Below are 19,410 nucleotides of genomic sequence, written 5' to 3' on the forward strand. Positions count from 1 at the left end.
TGTGTGTTATTTAAGTTGTCACTAGGGACTTGAAGTGGGGAAAAATTAGGACCACTTGGACCACCCCGTTATTTACGGTGTTTTTTGAATTTATTGCTTGGACCAAAACTGGACCAAGCCACCAAAACCTGGACCACTTTTTTTGACGCAACGAAGCTGTTTATTCCCCAAGTGTCCTGATCTTGTCGCGGTCCCGTTTTTGGTCCAACTTTTCCCTACCCTCTTGGGCAAGCTCGATGTTCACTAGTTTTCGCGGTCGTTCGCCTTCTTCTCTCGGTCGGACTTCACTAACAAACGGATAGGCCGACATCAATCCTTGTAGGAACTTGGCTCTCGTCCCTGGGTGGTCTCTTCCGCATTCATGGCAATAGCCAATCCAGGAGTCGTATAGGTCATCTCGATGAACGAGGTATTCCGGCTCGTTTGGGTCGTCCATGTCGCGAAGATGGCAACACTCCTCAACGAAACCACGAATTGGTGAAACAGCACGTTTGAAGTTTTCAAGTGCTTCTCGTCCGCTCTCAGGCTGTGGCAATCGATGGTCGTCGTAGACTCGGCAGAATCCAACCAGAGACCACTGAAATATCCCAGCCATTTCATTGAGCAGTTTCTTTGTTAACTCAAAATCTTCTTTGCCAGCGAATGAGTTGTTGAACTTGAGAATGACGACGCGATTGACGATTGCCATCGCCGGGTCATTCAGCGTTGGTATTCCGTTACAAAGCAACAAGAACTTCGTTTTCAGTTTCGTCGATGTAGCGGCGTCCATTCGTTTGACGTTGACGTCAATCGAGTCTTCACCAACAACCGCAAGTAGCGTTTCTAAAATCGATTCAGTGTCATGCCGATAACGATCTAGCTTCGCATCCCCGATTACGGTCAGTCGCTTGTTTAGCAACGGTTGCAACCCAAAATCACCCGCAAAATCTTTTAGCTTCGGCGAGGCGGTGAAGCATTCCCCCACCATGTGTTTGAGCACCCGGGCGATGACTCCTTTCCCTGACCTTGAAACGCCGTCAAGAATCAGCATCTTTTGCAGCCGGATGTGATCCATTAAGCAGTAGCCAAACCATCGCTGGAGCGTATCGATCGACTCTGTATCTACTAGTTTGGTCGATCGATTCCAGAACACTTGGTCAAGAAACTGGATCCAGTTTGGGCAATCGGCCTGGAAGTCAATTTCGTAATCGTGGCAATACGAGCTGAACCAACTCGATGTATGCGGCAATACTTCCTGGGTCGCTTTTTCGGCGAGCTTATCCAAATTAAGCAAGCCATTGCTGCCGGCCCAGAGGTTTCGAGCGGTCTTATCTGGTAGCAAGCACCCCATGTCGATGTGATCGGGCAGGATGCAGATCGACTGAACGGCCTCGGTTACATTCCGGACGAGTGCTCCTGTCACTGCTAATTTTTTCGGTCTCGCTTTCGCGGCCGCCTGGTCGCTTTCATATTTCCCTTTGTCAACGTCTTGCTCCCATCGCTCGGTTGACTCTTCGCAGTCTTGGCGGAAGCGATTTTCAATAAACCCACGAATCCGAGCACGGATATAAGTTTCGGTTTTTGGCTCCCAGAATTGGCCTTTGTAGGTGTACCATCTTTCTCGCCAGTGCCGAATGTCTCGACCGGCTGCCCTGTACGATGCCAAATTCTCTTCGGCCAAACGGGCTGGATCGTTGATTGGAATTTTGATTTCGACGGAACCGTTCACTGCCAGCGAAGAAACAAACTCCCTGGCCTCCTCACCCTCGATCACTCGCGGCTCGGCGCCGGCCGCCAGAGCGTCATCAACTCCCTTTCCTTGGTCGGCTGGCCACGTCTCGATTGCGACTGACTGGATGGGTGATCCGTCGCCGCTGAAATACTCGTAGGACTCGGCGATTGACTTAGCGACGTCTTTGTTCGTGGCGTGATCAGCGTCAAACGCCAATAGCAACCTTTGGGATCCAGACGACTCGATAGCGTCAATGGCGTGCTTCCAATTCCCAACGCCAGCAACGCCAATCGTACGTACCCCCGAAAGCGACGCTGCAACATCAGCTTTCAATGGTCCCTCGGTGAAACGTACAGTATCGGCTGAATCAATATCAACTTTCGCTGGTAACGCGAAATGAACGATCGTTCCGGGCGTAGGGTAGAACTCTCCAATTTTTCCACCATCTTTGTATTGAGACGTATACGGCTTGTACTTACCTTTGCTAGGGTCGTCCGGCTTCGTCTCTATCGCGATGATGTTCCCGTCGGCGTTTCTCGCAGGAATCATTAAGCAGTCACGCGACTTGATGACTATTGCCCGGCCAGGGAAGACGCCTGGTACGTGTCGCGAGATGTCTTCAAATTCATCTTTGTATTCGGCATGGATTTTCATCTCAATGCATGACGAGTTGTCTGCTGTAAAGTAGCCAATCCGATCAATCTCATCGTCGGTCAGTCCGCGCTCTCGCAGCTGCGAGCGGTGATCATCACTGAGACCGCATAACTCAGCCAGGCGGGAGTAGATGCGATGACGAAGCGAAACCACTTCCTCTGGCAGGGGCTTTAGTTCGGGCTTTTTGATGGCTGATTTGCCATTCGCTTTCTTACTCGATTTTGAACTACGCTTCTCGCTGGGTGGAATTTTCAAGTAATCGCCAACTCGATCCACCGCGTCGGGAAAGCCAATCCCAAGAGCCCACATTAGCACCGCGAGCCCATCACCAAACTTTCCGCATTGGTTACAAATCGCTCCCCCCTCGTCGTCGAGATTTGTGAAGTTCCAGCGATCAGTACCACCGCATTTTGGGCAGGGGCCGTGAACGCCTGGGTTTAGATAATCGTCACCGATTCCAGCCAGGGTGGTGATGATTTCGGCCCATCGTCCGCGTGACGCTGCTTTGACGTCGTCGACATTGTACGTTGGCTTATTCTTTTGCTGCGGTTTGCTTTTCTGCTTCGGCGGCTCGGGTGCAATGATGGTTCTCATCGTGTCACCTCCGCTGCATGCGACTGACGCGAGATACCGATACGGGCCCTGTGTCCGTCGCATGGCTGCCACGATACGCGGTATCCGCAGGCATACGCGGCCGCGAGGACCGCGCCATCGCTGACATGCTGGCCGGTCAGACACGCTGCCGAGTGCCGGGCTGTTTCGGTGGATAGCCACCGGGTGGTCGACGGCCGCTGGGTAGCCAGCCACTGGGCCGCGGCTGATATCTCGTCCGCTCTAGGCGGTGGACCTGCGGGTGCAGCTCGGTGATCGCTGACTATTCCGTGGTCGTCGATGGGGATCTGCTGGCCCTCGATCGTCTCGACGATCGGGTATTTCTGGTTGACCTTTGGCCGGGGTGTCCGTACCATGTGTTTAGATTCCTTGTGATGTTTCCGTTTTGCGGCGGGACGATTCAGATAACGGCTCGGGTTGCTGCCCTGGGCCGTTTTTTTGTTGGTGGCTCAGACGTACTGCTTTGGCTTTGGGCGTCGTGCGACTTTGGGCGTCGATGTCGTGACGCTGGCAGGGTGACGCCTACGCAACAAGAATTTGCCAAGCTCTGATTCGCTAATTCGCCATCGCGGGCGTTTGGCGTTTTGTGTCTTTGCGACATTCGCGGCGGCAAGCTCGCCGCTATGGATCCAGGCTAGGACCTGTTCGGAATCGACGCCCAGCATCGTGGCGGCGTCCACTGGGGCGTAGTGTTGTTCCAGCATGTTTTTTTCTCCGGTGATTTGATTTGAAAGACGTTGGAAACGTTGTTCAAAATCTACGCGGGGAAAAAACAAAAGCACGCCCTACCAGCGTTTTGGTAGGGTTGTGGTAGGGTCTGATTTGGTGATTCGCTTGCAGGAAAACGACACGAAAAAAACCGCAAAAAACTTTCGTTTCATGCGGTTTGGTAGGTTTTTTGGTAGGGATGTTTTCGGCTCAGTCGGGCTTTTCCGGCTTTCCTGGGTATGGAAGCCGTTCTGACTTTCTCGTTAGTTGCGTGATTGTCTTGGTTTCAAAGGGATGTAATTTTTTCCAAGCAATCGCTCTATCACGATGGCTTCCTGGCGTTATCTCGCAGTGCAGCTTGAACGCATCCACTATCGGCGGTGGTTCCGGCTGCGAATCAGGCGGCGGCGTTTTGGCCGACGACTTGTCCAACGCATCCCAAATCATCGACCGAAAAGTACGCAATATGTCATCCATTGATTCAGTGATTGCAAGCCGTTCCCTATCTAATTCAAGCACGGTCCTAATCGCCTCAATGTCATCTCGCCCCCTCATTGCAAAACATGTTTCTTCAATCTGTTTTATGCGGTCAATCTTTGCCAGCGACTCGGGCAATGAGTATTCCGGTATGAAATCAAAGATCTCCGGCGGCAACGAAGGAAGGTCCAGAACATCGGTTCTAAACGCAACTCTGTGCGTCGTCTCGGGAATGTGTCCGTTTTCGCTGAATCGCAACCACATTTCACGGTCGTACATTTGCCTTCGACGCATGGCCTGAATACTTTCCATGACTTCCAGATATGTCGTGATTGCTTTTTCAAAGTATTCCAGTTTCAAACGGGATTCAGGCAAATGCATGGCAGTGTGTCGCTCGCTCATTTTTCACCCCCTTCGCTTTGCATCGACTCGGCAAACATCGGCTTAACCCACTGATAAACGTGATCGACAACGGCTTGCAGTCGATCTGGTTCAATCCACTCGACATACATAGCCCCCATCGAATCGTCAGAGTGCCCCATGATCCGATCGATTGCCGCCCGATCGCGGCTCCCATCGGCTACGGTTCGGAATTGATGACGCAACGAATAGAACCCTCTGCCCTTTTGATGCAATCCACAAGCAATACACAACTTTCGAAACTCTGCGGATAGCGGATTCGCGCCTTCATCTTTGTGCCAGCTCAAACCTCGTTTTGTTAAGAACACAAGCGGGCAATCTGGCTTGCTTGTTTGCCGGGTTGCTTCTATCGCTGCTTTGGTTTCTGCCCACAACGGGCAATCTCGTTCTACCGATGTTTTCGGCCTGGGGGACCGCATCCATTGGCCATCGATGTGCCGGCCTTCTAGTTGCCCGATGTCGGAATTGCCGAAACCACAATTCAGGGCAAGCAACATAAACGTTTGCATTTGTGGGCTTGCTTCGCGGTAGAGCGTTTGCAGTTCCTCTATCGTGAAGATCTTTGCCGGCTTCGCTTGCTTGGCCTTCTTGATCGATTTACGGCTTGGCTTTTCAAACCCCAGCCCAAACCTTACCGGGTGCTCGATCAAACCTTGCTTGTAGGCGAAGTTGAAAAACGTTTTTGTTCTGCGGATGAAATCGCCAAGAGCGATTAGTTGCAGTTTCTTTGAATACTTTTCACGCAACTTTTGGAAATCGCTTGGCGTCAGTGACTCGACGGTTCGGTATCGCCCCCAGTCCTTTATCAGCGATCGGCCGACACGCCGGTAGTCCAGCCAAGTGCGGCGGCTCAACTCACCCGAAAACACTTTGGCTTCACGGTGTTCGAGCAATCCGTTGACCATGTCCTCAACCGTCAACGCTTCGACATTCCTGGGCGGTGGAGTCTTGCCCTGTTGAAGATAATCGTTTTCGTACTGCCAACGCTCAAGAGCACCTTTCCAGTCGTCCCACGGTCCAAAATAGTGGGTTCGCTTGTTTATCTTTTTCGCCCAACGTTTGCTGTTGTGCGGATACAAGGGAAAGTCCGGATACGGCTTGTTTGGTTTCTTGGGGCGGGTAGAATCGTTCACGGTAGTTACCTCGGGGTCATGCTTGTAGGTGACTGCTTGACGCCCTGGCCGACACTGCTGGGGCGTCACTTTTTACGCCTTTTGATGATAACCCTTTGTAGCCGGGGCGTCAAACGGGGCGTCAACTCAGAAACGCCTCACTTTGAAAACGCCGTAAAACAGCGTGATTGACTACAAAAGCCCTCGTAGCTCAGGGGATAGAGCACCGCTTTCCTAAAGCGGGTGTCGGAGGTTCGAATCCTCTCGAGGGTGCTGGCGGCTACAAACCGCACGCCCGAAAGAAATTCGCCGCACCCCCACGAAACGCCGGAGGCGATTCGTGGGGGTGCGGCGAGCGAGGAATTTTGCGTTCATGGTAGCTGCCACCTGTTGCTCCGCCCCGACAAGCCGGACGGAAGCAGGAAAACCCGACAAGCCGGACGGAAGCAGGAAAAACACCCCTGTGAAACTCACTCCGTTTTTCTTAAGTCCACGCCATTCGTCCCAGACTCGGGGGGGGGAACCAGGGAATCCGTGATCAACGTCCAACGTCCCGTTTGGCGTTGAAACCGCTTCCATTTTCAGCTACAAAACCACCATTGTTGGCGGTTTCTATGAAGAGCATCCACGCGGAAGTTAGGCAGCCATGTCGATGTCTCCACGAATTATTCTGCTTCTGGGCGCAGCTCGCGAGTTCGACCGGGGATTGCTCTCGGGGATTGCTCGCTATGCCTCGCTCCACGGTCCTTGGACGTTTTATCGTGAGCCGCATGGTTACTTCGTGCGTTCGACCAGAACGAGATTCGAGGAACTCCGAGCCTGGAAACCGGACGGAGCCGTATGTCCTACCAGCCGGCTCGATCTGATTCGGCGGCTCAATGTGCCCGCGATCGTTCTAGACGTTAACCAGTACGATGGTAAATATCCAGGCGTTCAATCAGAGGATGATAAGGCGGGACAGTTGGCGGGTGAGCATCTGCTGTCGTTGGGGCTAGAGCACTTTGCCTTTTGTGGCTTCGAATCGATGCGTTGGTCCCAGCAGCGTGGGGCCGCTTTCCGCTCAACCATTGCCGAGGCGGGCCATCAGGTTGATGTGTTTCAACCGGCTCATCGACGTGCGGCTACTTGGGCAAAGGAAGAGCCACTCATTCAATCATGGCTTGAGTCATTGCCAAAGCCGGTCGGCCTTTTTTGTGCCAACGACGACCGTTCGGCGAACATCTTGGAGTGCTGTCGAGCATTGGATTACGGTGTGCCAGAGGACATTGCGGTGATCGGTGTAGACGATGATCCCTATGTCTGTGAAATTGCCAACCCACCACTGAGTAGTGTCTCGATGGCTTCGGATCGGGCAGGCTACGAGGCTGCAGAGTTGCTTTATAAGATGATTCTTGGCAAAGAAAAAATGTCTGGGCAACGCATCATCGCGCCTGCGTCAGGCGTCGTCGCGCGGCAATCAACCGATATCATGATGGTCCGAGACGCCGATGTGCGTTCTGCGCTTCAATACATCCGAGAAAACGTCGCTCGGCCGATTCAAGTCCGAGATGTTGTCAAGGCAACTCGCTTGTCACACCGAACATTGAACGATCGATTCTACCGAGAATGTGGCTCATCGATCTTGAAGCATCTCACAGCTGCTCGCGTGGCCCACATCTCAAAACTACTGCGCGGCACAAGTTTGCCGGTCTGGAAAATTGCACAAATGGTCGGCTTCGATTCCGACCATCATTTCGCCCGATACTTTCGCAGAGCAACCCACTTCACGCCGCAGGAGTATCGACAGAAGTACTCCCCACCGTAGTGGTTTCAGTAGACCTCGTGGACGAGGTTACGGAACCTACGGATGGCAAACCCACCAACTAGCTGCCTTTGCACGCTAATCACGCGAATGAAATGAATCAAGACCGTTGGTTGATGTAGACGCCTAACCCGCTAATGAACGCTAATCAAGCATGAGCGTCCTGGTTCGAATGATAATCTTAGCGTCCCTTAGCGTGCATTAGCGGTTCGTCTTTGCGGCCAGCATTTGAGAGTGGTAGGAAGATCGGAAGAAAGCAAGTCAGATGCGAAAGTTGCGTTTTTGACGACCTCTCAATCACCAACCGACATCTGGACCTTCAATGCATCATCGCCGTCGCTTGCTCGGCTCATCGCCTGTTGAATCTCTTTGAGCGGATAGACGCCGGTGATAAACTGTGGCAACTTCTCGATTCGTTGGCTTGCGGCCAAGCGAATCGCCGTCGTGAATTCGTCGGCGTACCGAAACGTCCCCAGTAAACTGATTTCACGGAGCATGATATCGTTGACCGGTAAGGTGATATGGTTATTACCGACCGTCCCAATCTGGACAATCGTCCCGCCACGGCGAACCATCTGCATTGCACCTAAAACGGCTGGTTCCGCTCCCGAGGCTTCGAAGACTTTGTCGAATCCTCCATCACTTAATCCGATTGCATGCTCGATCATGCCGTCACTTGTCGGATCAAGAACATGATCGGCTCCCATGGCTGCGGCCGTATCGCGACGTTGCCGTGACGGCTCACTCACCGCGACAACACTTGCACCAAACGACTGTGCAGCTACGGCTGTGAGTAAACCAATAGGGCCACCGCCGGTAACGAGTACGCGTTGACCGACAAGGTCTCCAGCACGGCGAATGGCGTGCAACGCAACGCTGAGCGGTTCCATCATCGCTGCGATTCCGTCATCCATGGAGTCAGGAATCGAGTGGCACTGATGCGCCTGCACCTTAACATATTCAGCGTAGGCACCATTGGTTGGCGGCGTCGTGCTGCCACTGCCGAGCATGACAACATGCCTGCAAAGATTCCCACGACCCGATGTACAATCTTCACAGCGGCCACATGAACGTGCTGGGTTAACGACAACCCGCTCGCCGGGAGAAGTTTGCTTTACGTCAGGTCCAACGGAATCGACGATCGCGACGAATTCGTGCCCGAGGATAAACGGGCGCGAGGGAACAAAAGGGCCACACCTGCCGTGTCGGTAGTAATGCACATCTGACCCACAGATACCCACCCGTAGAACACGCAGCAAAACTTCGCCGGGACCGGGTTGGGGTTGCTCCGTCGTTTCGAGACGCAGATCGCGCTCGCCATGTAGTATGCCCGCAAGCATGAATCGTCACCTTACTCGTTAGAAAATAGTTATATGTTTGGAAACAAGTGGCACAGGCTTCCAGCCTGTGATGCCCAAAACCCCAGGCTTCCAGCCTGCGATGGCCAAAACCCCAGGCTGGAAGCCTGGGATGGCCAAGACCACAGGCTGGAAGCCTGTGATGGACAAAACACAGGCTGGAAGCCTGGGATGGACAAAACACAGGCTGGAAGCCTGTGATGGACAAAACCTAGGCTGGAAGCCTGGGATGGACAAAACACAGGCTGGAAGCCTGTGCCACGTAACGGCTAAGCCGAAAAGTCCAGTGGACCGCTGGTGGAATCGTTGTTCTCCGGCAGGCCGAAGATTGCGTTGCGGTCCAGGACCGGAGCCAAGATTTTCTCCACTTCCCGAATCGCTTCTTCCTCGTACGGATCGTCGAGCCATTTGACCCAATTTCTTACGTTCTCTGGCTTCCCGGTACCGATCACACACGTCGTGAGATCTTCGCAGCGAGTTGAAAATTGTACGCAAAGCTTGGCCGGGTTCATATCGCGAGAACGACAATACAAGATCGCTTCTCGGCAAGCCTCGCGAGTTATCGCATCGGCAGGATGCCAATCCGGCAAATCCTCACTCGTCAACAACCGTTGTGCAAAGGGAGCGGCATTGATGATTCCAACGCCATGTTGTTTGAGGACACCGGCCATCTCGGTGGCAAGCCGGCGATTCTGCAACGTGTAATGGTTGTAGTTCAGCGTGACGTCAAACTTGTGATTCTGCAATGCGTAAACCAGCGGCTTGAATGGATATCCGGCAATCCCAACATTGCGAACCTTGCCTTTCTGTTTCTCCTTGAGTAGCGCCGGAAGCGCCTGATCGATCGATCGCTGGTAGTCGGTAAACTCAACGTCGTGCAGGAAGACAATGTCGAGGCAATCGGTACCGAGGCGAAACAAACTCGTGTCGACGCTCTCAATGACTCTTTCAGGGCGAAAGTCAAAATGATCGTCTCCAAAACGACCGAGTTTCGTGCTGATCGTGTATTGATCGCGAGGCACATCACGCAAAGCGATTCCCAGTAGAACTTCCGACACGCCCCGACCATAAAAAGGAGAGGTATCGAAGTGATGGATGCCAAGTTCCAAGGCCACCTGCACCGCCTCTAAACCTGCTTCGGGGCGAACGTAATGAAAGGCGTGGCCGAGCGAGGAGGCGCCGAACGAAATGATCGGCAACTCCAAGTCCGTGTTTCCAAGTCGACGAGTTTTCATTGAAAGCGTCCAGTCAGTCTCTGTGATTTGAAGTGAAAGTTGGATGCGAAGTGGGAGTTAGCCCAAAGCAAAGTAGAATACGCCCATAATTGCCAACAAGAAGCAGGCGATCAAACGAGGATCGGACCAGCCAACCAAGGGACCGTGGAAAATCACTTGCAGCGGATTCGGCCAAGTGGTCAATTCGGTCTGCTCGCGTGAAGGTCGTGGCGTTGCCAAACTGACAATGACGTAGACCGCGGACCAGATAATGAATCCCCACGCCGCCTGCATCATAAAGCCAATTCCCAATCCGTGCTCTGCGTCCGAGACCCACTGCACGTCGCCAAACGCTGGCAGATCGATCAGGAACACAACGAAACCGAGGACAAAGCCCAGAATTAAAGTCACCAATGCGGCTTGTTTGGTGCCGCGTGGCCAGAACACCCCCCAGAGAAACACAACGGTAATCGGCGGCGCGAGAAATTGGGCTGGCATTTTGTTGATCGCTTCAAAGATGGAACCGAACTTGTCACCTTGAGTCGACCAAACCATCGCTAGTAACATGACAACAATTGCCGTCATTCGGCCAATCAAAACCTGCTGGCGATCCGACGTTTGAGGCCGGAAGTGTCCAACGATGTCCACCGCCATCAACGTTCCTGCGCTATTGAGAGCAGCAGCAATCGTACTCATCAAAGCAGCCAAGAGCGCCGCTGCAATAATGCCTTTGAGCCCAGTCGGAACGAGTTCGTTAATCATCACTGGCAACGTCTTAGCCGCCTCGTCACCGATTTGGTCTTTGAACAAAACGTAACCGAAAACGCCAGGCAAAACCATTAAGAATAGAGGCAAGATTTTGAGTGCTCCAGCAAACAGAGCCCCTTGTTGCGAGTTGGCTTGGTCTTTCGCACCGATCGCCCGTTGCACGATCGTCTGGTCCGTGCACCAGTACCATACTCCAAGAACGGGATAACCAAACAAGAACGCATACCAAGCGAACCCATCGGCATTGGAAGCATGCAGCATGCTTAACTGCTGTGGCTTGGTCGCCTCGCGAAATTCGGATAGCGAACCGATACCGACTTCAGGTAGAGCGAACAAGGCCAGCAACGTGACAAGGACAGCGCCCGCCAACAAGATCACGGTCTGAACCGTCTCGGTAACGACGACCGCCGTCAGCCCTCCGATCACTGTATAGATTGACGTGACCAACGAGATCACGACGATCGAAGCGACTACATTGAGCCCGAAAAACTCTTCAAACACGGCGGCGCCAGCGTACAGCGAAATGCCAATGTGAATCAGCAGTGCCGAAGCGATTGACATGAAGGCCATGATCGTGCGGGTCTGACGACAGTAACGTTTCTCAAGGTATTCTGGCAGCGTTGTGATCTTGCTCTTGAAGTAGAATGGAACGAAAACAAGAGACAGCAAAATAAGAGTGAAGGTGGCCATCCATTCAAAATTCCCCATGACCAGCCCGTATTTGTAGCCGCCTTCCGCAAGCCCCACCAGATGGATCGTTGAGATGTTCGATGCGAACAAAGCCGCACCAACCACTGGCCATTTGAGCGAACGCCCCGCCAGGAAATACTCGTTGCCCGTTCCCGTTTTCCGGCGTACCGAAAAAATCCCAATGAGCATGATGCCAATTAAGTAGAAAACGATTACAGAAAGATCGAAGGTCGAAATATTCATTACTTGGCTCCTGCCAAATCATCGGTAACACTTGCATCACCCGGCCCGTCCAGATCGTAGAATCGGGCGCAGGTGCCGCCGAGAATGGCATTGCGTTCATTCTCCGCCAGTTTGTTTACGTAATCCACAACGATCCCCATCACGTCTTCGTAAGTAGCGGCTAGCGTGCAAACAGGCCAGTCCGAACCAATCATTAGCCGCTCCGGGCCAAAAGCCTCGAGAGCGATGTCGAGGTAAGGCCGGAAATCATCCACTTGCCAAGCGTTCCACACCGCTTCGGTGACCATCCCCGAGAGCTTGCAGCAAACGTTGTCATGCGTTGCTAGGTCTCGCAGATCGCGTTCCCATTGCGTTGTTCGGCTACTGGTCGGTCCACTGGTCGAGGCAATCGCCGCAATCGCCGGTTTTGCAAGGTGGTCTACCACAAAGGGCTGGTTGGGAAACTTCTCCACCAGTGTAATCGCAGGGCGAATGTGAGGCGGCTTCAGGAGTAAGTCGTAAGTCAAATCGAAGTTTGCGAGCTGAGAGATGGCCGCGAGGTGGTTGACGCTGATCGCGTAATCAATATCAGCCATGTCGTGGATTAACTCACGGACACCCCTGAGTTTTGGATGAGAGGCAAAACGTTCGAGCTGCTCGCCGAGCTGTGGTGATTCGAAATCAACCCAGCCCACGACGCCCTTGATGAAAGGATGCTGGTCAGCCAACTCGAGTAGCCATTCGGTTTCAACGAGCATTTGACGTGCCTGCACAGCGATTGTGCCGTCAAACCCTACGGCTCGAAGCTGCGGCTCGAGGGTTTCCGGTAGGAAATCGTGCCGCAAAATACTCATCTCCTCGGACATCCAGACATAGTCCGCGGGATTGTACTTCCAGAAGTGCTGATGACTATCTATTTGCATCGGTTCCAACTCGACAGGATGAAGCGTTGCTGTCTGAGTTTAGCAGGCCTCTTTGAGGAAAAACTCCCCACTTATGGCGATTGAGTCACCATAAATGGCGTGTGGCCGTGAGAATGGCTGCCGACGTTCCTGCCTGATCGCGAGCCGTTCAAAAACGACTCGGTAAAAAATGGCAATGGAAAAGCGTGATTTACAGCGAGGTGCTGCTCTTTAGCACGGGGACGAGCAACGCCATCACGACTGCCAGGACCAAGATCGCCATGACGAGCAACATAATCGGTTCCAATAGGCGGACGAATAAATCGAGTCGACGAAACGTTCGCTTTTCCAGAGAGTCGGCGATTTCGGGTAGCACGGTGTCGAGCGAGTTGCTCTCTTCGCCAACGCTAATCATCTCGGTCACACTGACGGGTAAGTAGCCGGAGGCCCGCAGTGGGGTCGCCAAGCTTTCGCCGCTGCGGATGTTCTCGGTGGCGTCGGCAATCGATCGACTTAATAGTCGGTTGCCAGTCGCACTACGGCTGATTTCCAGCGACTTGATGATCGGGACCCCATTGCCCAGTAGCGTCCCGAGCACTCGGCAAAAGCGGGCGACCGCCAAGTTCATCAAGATGTCTCCTAGTACCGGGATTTTTAACTTGAACGAATCGGCCAAGTCTTTTCCTGAATCGCTGTTTAGTTTCATCTTCACGAGCACGAAGGCAACCAATGCCAAGACTAAAACGATCCAGCCATAACTTTGGAGGAAGTTACTAAAGGATAACAACGCTTCGGTTGCCCAAGGCATCTGTCCTTTTTTGCGAAGTCGCTCAAACAGCATTTCGAATTTGGGAACAAAGAAAACGAGCAAGACCGTAATCACAACCGTGCCGACCGAAAACAAGAAAACCGGGTAAGCCATCGCACTGACGGTTCGGCCTTTCAAGTCCTCTTGTAGCTCCGTAAATGCACCCACTCGCTCAAGTGCATCCTCGAGAAACCCGCCTTCGCTACCTGCCCGTACCATGTTGACGCTCATCTCGCTAAACACACCTGGGTAACGAGAGAACGCCTGTCCGAGTGGTTCGCCATCTTCGACACGCGCGCGGATGTCGCCGACCACTTCCTTGAGCACTTTGTCGGAGGTTTGCGACCCGAGCACGTTGAGCGAGCGGATCATCGGCACGCCTGCGCGTAGCAGCGATGCCAATTGTCCGTAGAAAATCGACATCGTTTGACCATTTACTTTTTGCTTTCGGCCAAAAACCGATGCAAATGACCCGCGAGACGATTGGGTTGTGTCTTCCACCGTGACGGGGAACAGGGACCGCTCGGACAAGATCGCAGCGACCTCGCGAGGTCCCGTTGCTTCGATCGTCCCGGAGACTTGTTTGCCCGACATATCGCGAGCGATGTAGCTGAACACTGGCATGCTTATACGGCCTCGCCCCGAGTCACGCGGAGAACTTCATCAATACTCGTTTGCCCTTCGATGACCTTATCCCATGCGTCCATTCGCAGGGTTCGCATACCATGCTTGATCGCCGCCCGCCGAATATCCCAACTGCTCGCTCGATCTTGCGCCAGTTGGCGAATCTCTTCATTCGTGACTAGCAATTCGTAGATCCCCATTCGTCCGCTATAGCCTACGTGCCGGCATTCACGGCAGCCCACGCTTTGGTAGAGCACCGCACCATCGGGGTGTTCAGCAAAACGATCCCAAGGGAAATCGGCCGGGATATCCTCTTTATTTGGCTTTATGGCCGTCTTACAGTGTTTGCACAATCGCCTCACCAGTCGTTGAGCCATGACGGCTTCGACTGTACCGGCTACCAGGAATGGTTCGACTCCCATGTCGCCCATGCGGGTAAACGCTCCTGCGGCATCGTTGGTGTGCAACGTACTGAAGACCAAGTGACCGGTCAGTGACGCTTGGATCGCATTTTCGGCCGTCTCCAAGTCGCGAATTTCCCCCACCAAAACAATGTCGGGGTCATGCCGCAAAATACTTCTTAAGGACGCTGCAAAGGTTAGCCCAATCTTCGGGTGGACCTGGATTTGGTTGATCCCATCAAGTTGATACTCGACCGGATCCTCCGTGGTGATAATCTTCGTCTCAGGGCTACGGATTTGCAGCAAGCTGCTGTACAAGGTTGTCGTTTTACCCGATCCCGTTGGGCCGGTGACCAGTACGATGCCGTGCGGGTATGTGATGATTTCACTAAAGGTTTGGTAAACCTTTTCGTTCATGCCCAAGCTGCGAAGATCAAAGACCATCGACGACTTGTCGAGAACACGCATCACCAGGCCTTCGCCGTGAATCATCGGAATGACGCTGAGCCGGATATCAACTTCGCGTCCATGGACGCGGAGTTTGATTCGTCCGTCTTGAGGCAATCGTTTTTCCGCAATATTCAATCGAGCTAGGATCTTGAGGCGGCTGATAATGGCTGCCTGGAAGCGGTTGATCTCAGGGGGGGTCGGTTGAGGATGCAAGATACCGTCAATACGATAGCGAATTTGCAGTCCATCCGATTGCGTTTCAATATGAATATCGCTCGCTCGTGTTTCGATCGCTTCGAGCAAAATCTCGTTTACTAGGCGGACGACGGATGCCTCCTGAGCCATCTCACTCAGTTCGCTGCCGTCGGTTTCGATTTGGTCGAGCAGTTCGACGTCATCATCGACTTTCGCGGCCATCAATCCTTCGACCGTCTCGCTGCCGACCCCAAGATGTTGTTTGACCAAGCGAGCGATTTCGGCTCGCTCGGCCACGACCGGTACAATACTTTTGCCCGTAACCGCGCTCGCCTCATCCAGTGGGTAAAGATCAAGCGGATCGGAGGTGGCAACGATGATCATGCCATCGTCGATGCCGATCGGAAACAGGGATTGTCGATAGATGAGCTTCTGTGGAAATCCTTCTAGCGCCTTCAGGTCAACCTCGATTTCGCGCAGGTCCACATAGTCGAGACCGACCTCTTCGGCCAACGCCTGCATCGCATCTCGTTCGTTGACGAAGCCGAGTTCTACAGCAGCTTGAATGACATTGGGCGAATTGCTTTGTCGACTCTGTTCAAGTTGTTCGTTACTAATCAGTCCGCGGCGTTTCAGGATTTCTCCGGCTTGCATCGTGCTATCTTTCTTATTCAGTTGTTTGATAATTCAGTGGCCTAGGGTTTCAGCCACATTTGATTTTAGGGTCAGCCGTTTTGGCGTTAGCCGCGGTTCCGTTGATGAAACCGTGGCCAACTCAAACGGCTAATGTTGCAGATCTTATCATAGATCCTGCGGCCTGGGGATCTTTGACAAGATCCACTACCACCAACCCTAATTTCTTTATCCGCGACAAACCAAACCGCTAAGGATGGCTATCTGCCACCGCCACCGCCGCCGCCACGTCCACCGCCAGTGTTGCCGCCGCCGCCTCGGCCACCGGTTGTTTGGCCGCCACCGCCTCGGCCGCCGGTTGTTTGGCCGCCGCCACCCCGGCCACCGGTTGTTTGGCCACCACCGCCTCGGCCACCCGCGGCGCTCTGACGCATCGCGCGAATCATCGCGGCTTGACGAGCCGCGTCGTTGCTTGAGGCATTTGAAGACGTAGAATTTGTTGAGCCGGTGGTCGTTGTCTGGGTTGATGCGCCGAGAACCGATTCAAGTGCCATGCGAACGACATCTGCCTTAATGTTTCCCTTCAGCGTCACCACTTCGACACTTTCTTCCGTTTGCATCCCACCTTCATCAAGTGCGAGGACCAGTTGTCGGACCTCTTCGAAATCTTGCGGTGTTGCGGTTACCACAAGCGAGTTACTGCGCGCGTCCACCGCGATAACGATCTTGGAGGGCTCGCTCTGAGTTGTTTGGGTACCGCCACGGTTACCTCCACCACCACCACCACCACCACGACCACCTCCCCCGCCGCCTCGGAGCGCCGCGATTATTTCTTGAGGATTCGTTTGTCCACGCCCGCTCGATTGCGTGCCGCCATTGATACGATCAGCAAACACACTCTTGACCACTTCCGCCACGCTTGCCGCATCTTGGTAGATGATCGGAATCAATGCTGGCTTGGCAATCAACTCGATGTCTTCAGGGCTTTCTTGAATGTCTAGCTTTCGCAAAATCATTTCAACCAATTCCAAGTCGAGCGGATTGGCTTGGACAATCAAGGCGTTGAGTCTAGCATCGGGAACAATGCTGATTGATCCGGTCGAGGTCAAAACGGATCTCGCAGTCGATCCGCCACCACCGCCTCCGCCACCACCGCCACCCATTCCTAGTAGCCCAAGCATCCCTCCTCCGAGGCCACCTGAAAACGAATCGCCCATCGATGAAAGCGAGCTATCGACGCCGCCAATAATGGTCGAAATCAATTCGGCGGTCGCATCGGCTTTGGCATACTTGAGCCAAAAAATGGTCGGCAAGTCCGATTGGGCTGTGGTGTTTGGAGCGAACGATTCCATCAGCGCTTCGAATGTATCGAGTGCTTCGGTATCTTCGGAGGCGACAATCATGCCAGCCGGAGTAAACTGGACGACAATGTCAGCTCCTTCAAAATCGAGTGTGATCGATGGTGGATCACCCTCGGCGACCGTAGCCGACTCGTTTGCTGACGCCGACTCGTTTGCCTGGGCCGCGACCAATGTGGTCGGCGATGTGAGCGATGAGCGCACCGATGCAAAATCGGGAGCTTCAACGGAACCGCTTTCCGAAGGGCTTCGGAAATCGGGTTTTCCGTCGTTTGCGGGGATTTCATCAGACGGTCGCTTCGCGGGCTGTGGATCCGGATGAATCCGCCGATCGGGAATTCCAGCCCGCGTCTCCGATGAACCATTCGATGAACCACTTGAGGGCGAGATGGTTCGAATTTGGTTCGTGCGACCGAGCACCGACCATACGTCTTGAACTTGCCTAAATGCATCCATGCCTGACGGACCATTGTAGGGCAGCATGCGAACCTTGTTGCCAAGTTTGCCCATGACATCGTTGCCTTCGAGCTCTCCAATCAATTTTTCAACCATCGCGATCTGGTCGGCTGACCCGCGAATCCATAGCCGGTTGGTCGAGGGGTCGCCATCAACAATTGGACCTTGGCCACCCGTTTCGGTGATGCCGAAAAACTTGTTGATCGTTAGCAATGCCTGTGCGGGATCTAGCTGCCTCAAGTTGATGACCTTGAATTCCTGGCCGCTACCCTCTAATTTCGCAATGGTCGCCGCGATCAACGCTTGAGTTTCAGGCCGCGCGTAGGAGACAATCGACTTTGTTTTCGGGTCGATCGCAATACGCGCATCCGGCGTTCCAGCCAACAAGGTCTGCAATACATCGAACACCGTCGAACTGTCGGCAACCGTGACTGGATGAGTTTCAAACAAAGGCTTTGACGGTTCGTCCGTCGAGCCCTCTTCGGCGGTCGCCAGCGGTTTGTCGGCTTTGGAAACAATACTTTCAAGCAGACTGACTTTTCCGGGCATTCCGGTTGCATAGATCCGCTCGCCATAGGCACCGACGGAAAGACGAATCGATTCGTTCGAGTTTTGCAAGTCTTCTAAGCCTAGCAGCGGTCGAGCGATCTCCAGAACCTCATCAGCACCGCGATACTTCAGTACGATCTCGACCACGTTCGACTCGGTCTCTTGAGCATTTGCCAATAGTTTGCGAATGGCCAACAACTTGCTAACCGTTTCGGTCACCTTCACTTGCCGAGCACTATCGAGAACGATGATTCGGCCCCACGGCCCAATCAGTTGTGCGAGCTCTTGCCGGGCGGCATCGGGCGTTAAACTGCCGAGCGGAAAGACACTGCTGACGATGTCACTTTGACTGCGACCATCGAGGTCATCTAGACTGACCAATTCAGCTAGCTCGCTGATCAAGTTTGCCGCATTGTCTACCTCTAAATCGATCAACAACAGCATTCGGCCGCGGCGAACCAATGCGTAGCCACGGTCCAAAAGCAAACGGTTCAAAATGTCGAGCGTCCCATCAACACTATAAGATCGGGTGGGGTCGACATAATTGACAGATCCAGTGGGATAGCGATCGATCTGTAGCGACAAATCCGCTTGCTCAGCATACCAATTTAGCACGTCTTCCCAGGCTGTGCCCTGAAAGTTCAGCACCAATTGCTCCATGGAACCGCTCTGTACCGGCTCGTCGGGTGCCGTGACGGGCTCCTCAGCGTTAGCGGTTTGAGCTTCGACAAGCTGGGCTGCCGCCTGTTGGGCCTCCGCTTGCTGAGCTTCCGCTTGCTGGACTGCCGCTTGCAGGGCTTCTGCTTGTTGGGCTTCCGCTTGCTGGACTGCCGCTTGCTGGGCTTCCGCTTGCTGGACTGCCGCTTGCAGGGCTTCTGCTTGTTGCGAGTTTGCTTGTTGTGCGTTTGCGACCGAAACGTGCGACGCTAAGAATAGAATCGCAAGGACGGCGAAGGAGGTACTCTGGTGAAGCGATTTGTTCATTCGAGGAGCATTGTTGGACGTGGAGGAGCGGTAGGTTTGGAAATGCCCAAACGCCGGAAAGAGAAAAAGGAAGCATGCAATTCCAATATGGTAATCACGCGATGGAGCCACCGTTCCGGCGACTTCGCTCAACTTTGCTAGAAAACCTTTGTCATGCCGCAAAAATCAGCACATTACTCATAGTGCTCCCAATACAACCCCTGTGGTCGGCCAGAGTTTCGCTTTACCGGTGTCATCCGTCGAACAAGATCCTAAGTCCTTTGCAGAAAACGACTTGTAGGCACCCTGAAAAAAGGCTGGCCC

General features: G+C 53.5%; 12 protein-coding genes and 1 tRNA gene. 2 read left to right on the forward strand and 11 right to left on the reverse strand.

The annotated features are described in order from the left end of the window. Window positions 1-160: 160 nt before the first annotated feature. The 4 genes from Q31b_RS19865 to Q31b_RS19880 form a co-directional block, all read right to left on the reverse strand. Entirely contained in the window at window positions 161-2,959 is a 2,799-nt protein-coding gene (locus Q31b_RS19865; protein ID WP_197171894.1) for a phage/plasmid primase, P4 family, read from the reverse strand. A 467-nt stretch (window positions 2,960-3,426) separates the two neighbouring features. Beyond that, entirely contained in the window at window positions 3,427-3,681 is a 255-nt protein-coding gene (locus tag Q31b_RS19870; RefSeq protein ID WP_146601367.1) for a helix-turn-helix domain-containing protein, read from the reverse strand. A gap of 214 nt (window positions 3,682-3,895) precedes the next feature. Beyond that, window positions 3,896-4,564, reverse strand: a complete 669-nt coding sequence (locus Q31b_RS19875; RefSeq protein ID WP_146601368.1) for a hypothetical protein — start codon at window positions 4,562-4,564, stop codon at window positions 3,896-3,898. Next, window positions 4,561-5,715, reverse strand: a complete 1,155-nt coding sequence (locus Q31b_RS19880) for a tyrosine-type recombinase/integrase (protein WP_146601369.1) — start codon at window positions 5,713-5,715, stop codon at window positions 4,561-4,563. Before Q31b_RS19880 ends, Q31b_RS19875 begins: the two co-directional genes overlap by 4 nt. A 179-nt stretch (window positions 5,716-5,894) precedes the next feature. On the opposite strand from Q31b_RS19880, the gene Q31b_RS19885 reads away from it, so the two are divergent. Continuing rightward, window positions 5,895-5,967, forward strand: a tRNA-Arg gene (locus Q31b_RS19885). Window positions 5,968-6,340: 373 nt separating this feature from the next. Then, window positions 6,341-7,498 carry an AraC family transcriptional regulator gene (locus Q31b_RS19890; RefSeq protein ID WP_146601370.1) on the forward strand — a complete coding sequence of 386 codons (1,158 nt, stop codon included), beginning with the start codon at window positions 6,341-6,343 and terminating at the stop codon, window positions 7,496-7,498. Window positions 7,499-7,788: 290 nt separating this feature from the next. Here the strand turns inward: Q31b_RS19890 and Q31b_RS19895 are convergent, their stop codons facing one another. The 7 genes from Q31b_RS19895 to Q31b_RS19925 all read right to left on the reverse strand — a co-directional run bounded on the left by Q31b_RS19895 (window position 7,789) and on the right by Q31b_RS19925 (window position 19,107). Beyond that, the gene (locus Q31b_RS19895; RefSeq protein ID WP_146601371.1) at window positions 7,789-8,835 is read right to left on the reverse strand and encodes a zinc-dependent alcohol dehydrogenase; all 1,047 of its coding nucleotides are present in this window, start codon (window positions 8,833-8,835) and stop codon (window positions 7,789-7,791) included. A gap of 287 nt (window positions 8,836-9,122) precedes the next feature. Then, the gene (locus Q31b_RS19900; protein WP_146601372.1) at window positions 9,123-10,088 is read right to left on the reverse strand and encodes an aldo/keto reductase; all 966 of its coding nucleotides are present in this window, start codon (window positions 10,086-10,088) and stop codon (window positions 9,123-9,125) included. Between the two features lie 57 nt (window positions 10,089-10,145). After that, window positions 10,146-11,768, reverse strand: coding sequence for a sodium:solute symporter family transporter (locus Q31b_RS19905; protein ID WP_146601373.1), 1,623 nt, complete (start codon window positions 11,766-11,768; stop codon window positions 10,146-10,148). Beyond that, window positions 11,768-12,670 carry an amidohydrolase family protein gene (locus Q31b_RS19910; RefSeq protein WP_146601374.1) on the reverse strand — a complete coding sequence of 301 codons (903 nt, stop codon included), beginning with the start codon at window positions 12,668-12,670 and terminating at the stop codon, window positions 11,768-11,770. The genes Q31b_RS19905 and Q31b_RS19910 overlap by 1 nt, the downstream gene beginning before the upstream one ends. 190 nt (window positions 12,671-12,860) lie before the next feature. Next, the gene (locus Q31b_RS19915; RefSeq protein WP_146601375.1) at window positions 12,861-14,081 is read right to left on the reverse strand and encodes a type II secretion system F family protein; all 1,221 of its coding nucleotides are present in this window, start codon (window positions 14,079-14,081) and stop codon (window positions 12,861-12,863) included. A gap of 2 nt (window positions 14,082-14,083) precedes the next feature. Continuing rightward, window positions 14,084-15,781 carry a GspE/PulE family protein gene (locus tag Q31b_RS19920; protein WP_146601376.1) on the reverse strand — a complete coding sequence of 566 codons (1,698 nt, stop codon included), beginning with the start codon at window positions 15,779-15,781 and terminating at the stop codon, window positions 14,084-14,086. A 239-nt stretch (window positions 15,782-16,020) separates the two neighbouring features. Further along, window positions 16,021-19,107: a secretin N-terminal domain-containing protein gene (locus Q31b_RS19925; RefSeq protein ID WP_197171896.1), complete on the reverse strand. Its 3,087-nt coding sequence runs from the start codon at window positions 19,105-19,107 to the stop codon at window positions 16,021-16,023. Window positions 19,108-19,410: the final 303 nt, after the last annotated feature.

The sequence above is a fragment of the Novipirellula aureliae genome (genome assembly GCF_007860185.1).
Lineage (GTDB): Bacteria > Planctomycetota > Planctomycetia > Pirellulales > Pirellulaceae > Novipirellula_A > Novipirellula_A aureliae.

What these genes read in the sequence shown, in the direction of transcription:
- Q31b_RS19865 (WP_197171894.1), bottom strand. Translation starts at nt 2,959, where the DNA reads ATGAGAACCATCATTGCACCCGAGCCGCCGAAGCAGAAAAGCAAACCG.
- Q31b_RS19870 (WP_146601367.1), bottom strand. Translation starts at nt 3,681, where the DNA reads ATGCTGGAACAACACTACGCCCCAGTGGACGCCGCCACGATGCTGGGC.
- Q31b_RS19875 (WP_146601368.1), bottom strand. Translation starts at nt 4,564, where the DNA reads ATGAGCGAGCGACACACTGCCATGCATTTGCCTGAATCCCGTTTGAAA.
- Q31b_RS19890 (WP_146601370.1), top strand. Translation starts at nt 6,341, where the DNA reads ATGTCGATGTCTCCACGAATTATTCTGCTTCTGGGCGCAGCTCGCGAG.
- Q31b_RS19895 (WP_146601371.1), bottom strand. Translation starts at nt 8,835, where the DNA reads ATGCTTGCGGGCATACTACATGGCGAGCGCGATCTGCGTCTCGAAACG.
- Q31b_RS19900 (WP_146601372.1), bottom strand. Translation starts at nt 10,088, where the DNA reads ATGAAAACTCGTCGACTTGGAAACACGGACTTGGAGTTGCCGATCATT.
- Q31b_RS19905 (WP_146601373.1), bottom strand. Translation starts at nt 11,768, where the DNA reads ATGAATATTTCGACCTTCGATCTTTCTGTAATCGTTTTCTACTTAATT.
- Q31b_RS19910 (WP_146601374.1), bottom strand. Translation starts at nt 12,670, where the DNA reads ATGCAAATAGATAGTCATCAGCACTTCTGGAAGTACAATCCCGCGGAC.
- Q31b_RS19915 (WP_146601375.1), bottom strand. Translation starts at nt 14,081, where the DNA reads ATGCCAGTGTTCAGCTACATCGCTCGCGATATGTCGGGCAAACAAGTC.
- Q31b_RS19920 (WP_146601376.1), bottom strand. Translation starts at nt 15,781, where the DNA reads ATGCAAGCCGGAGAAATCCTGAAACGCCGCGGACTGATTAGTAACGAA.
- Q31b_RS19925 (WP_197171896.1), bottom strand. Translation starts at nt 19,107, where the DNA reads ATGAACAAATCGCTTCACCAGAGTACCTCCTTCGCCGTCCTTGCGATT.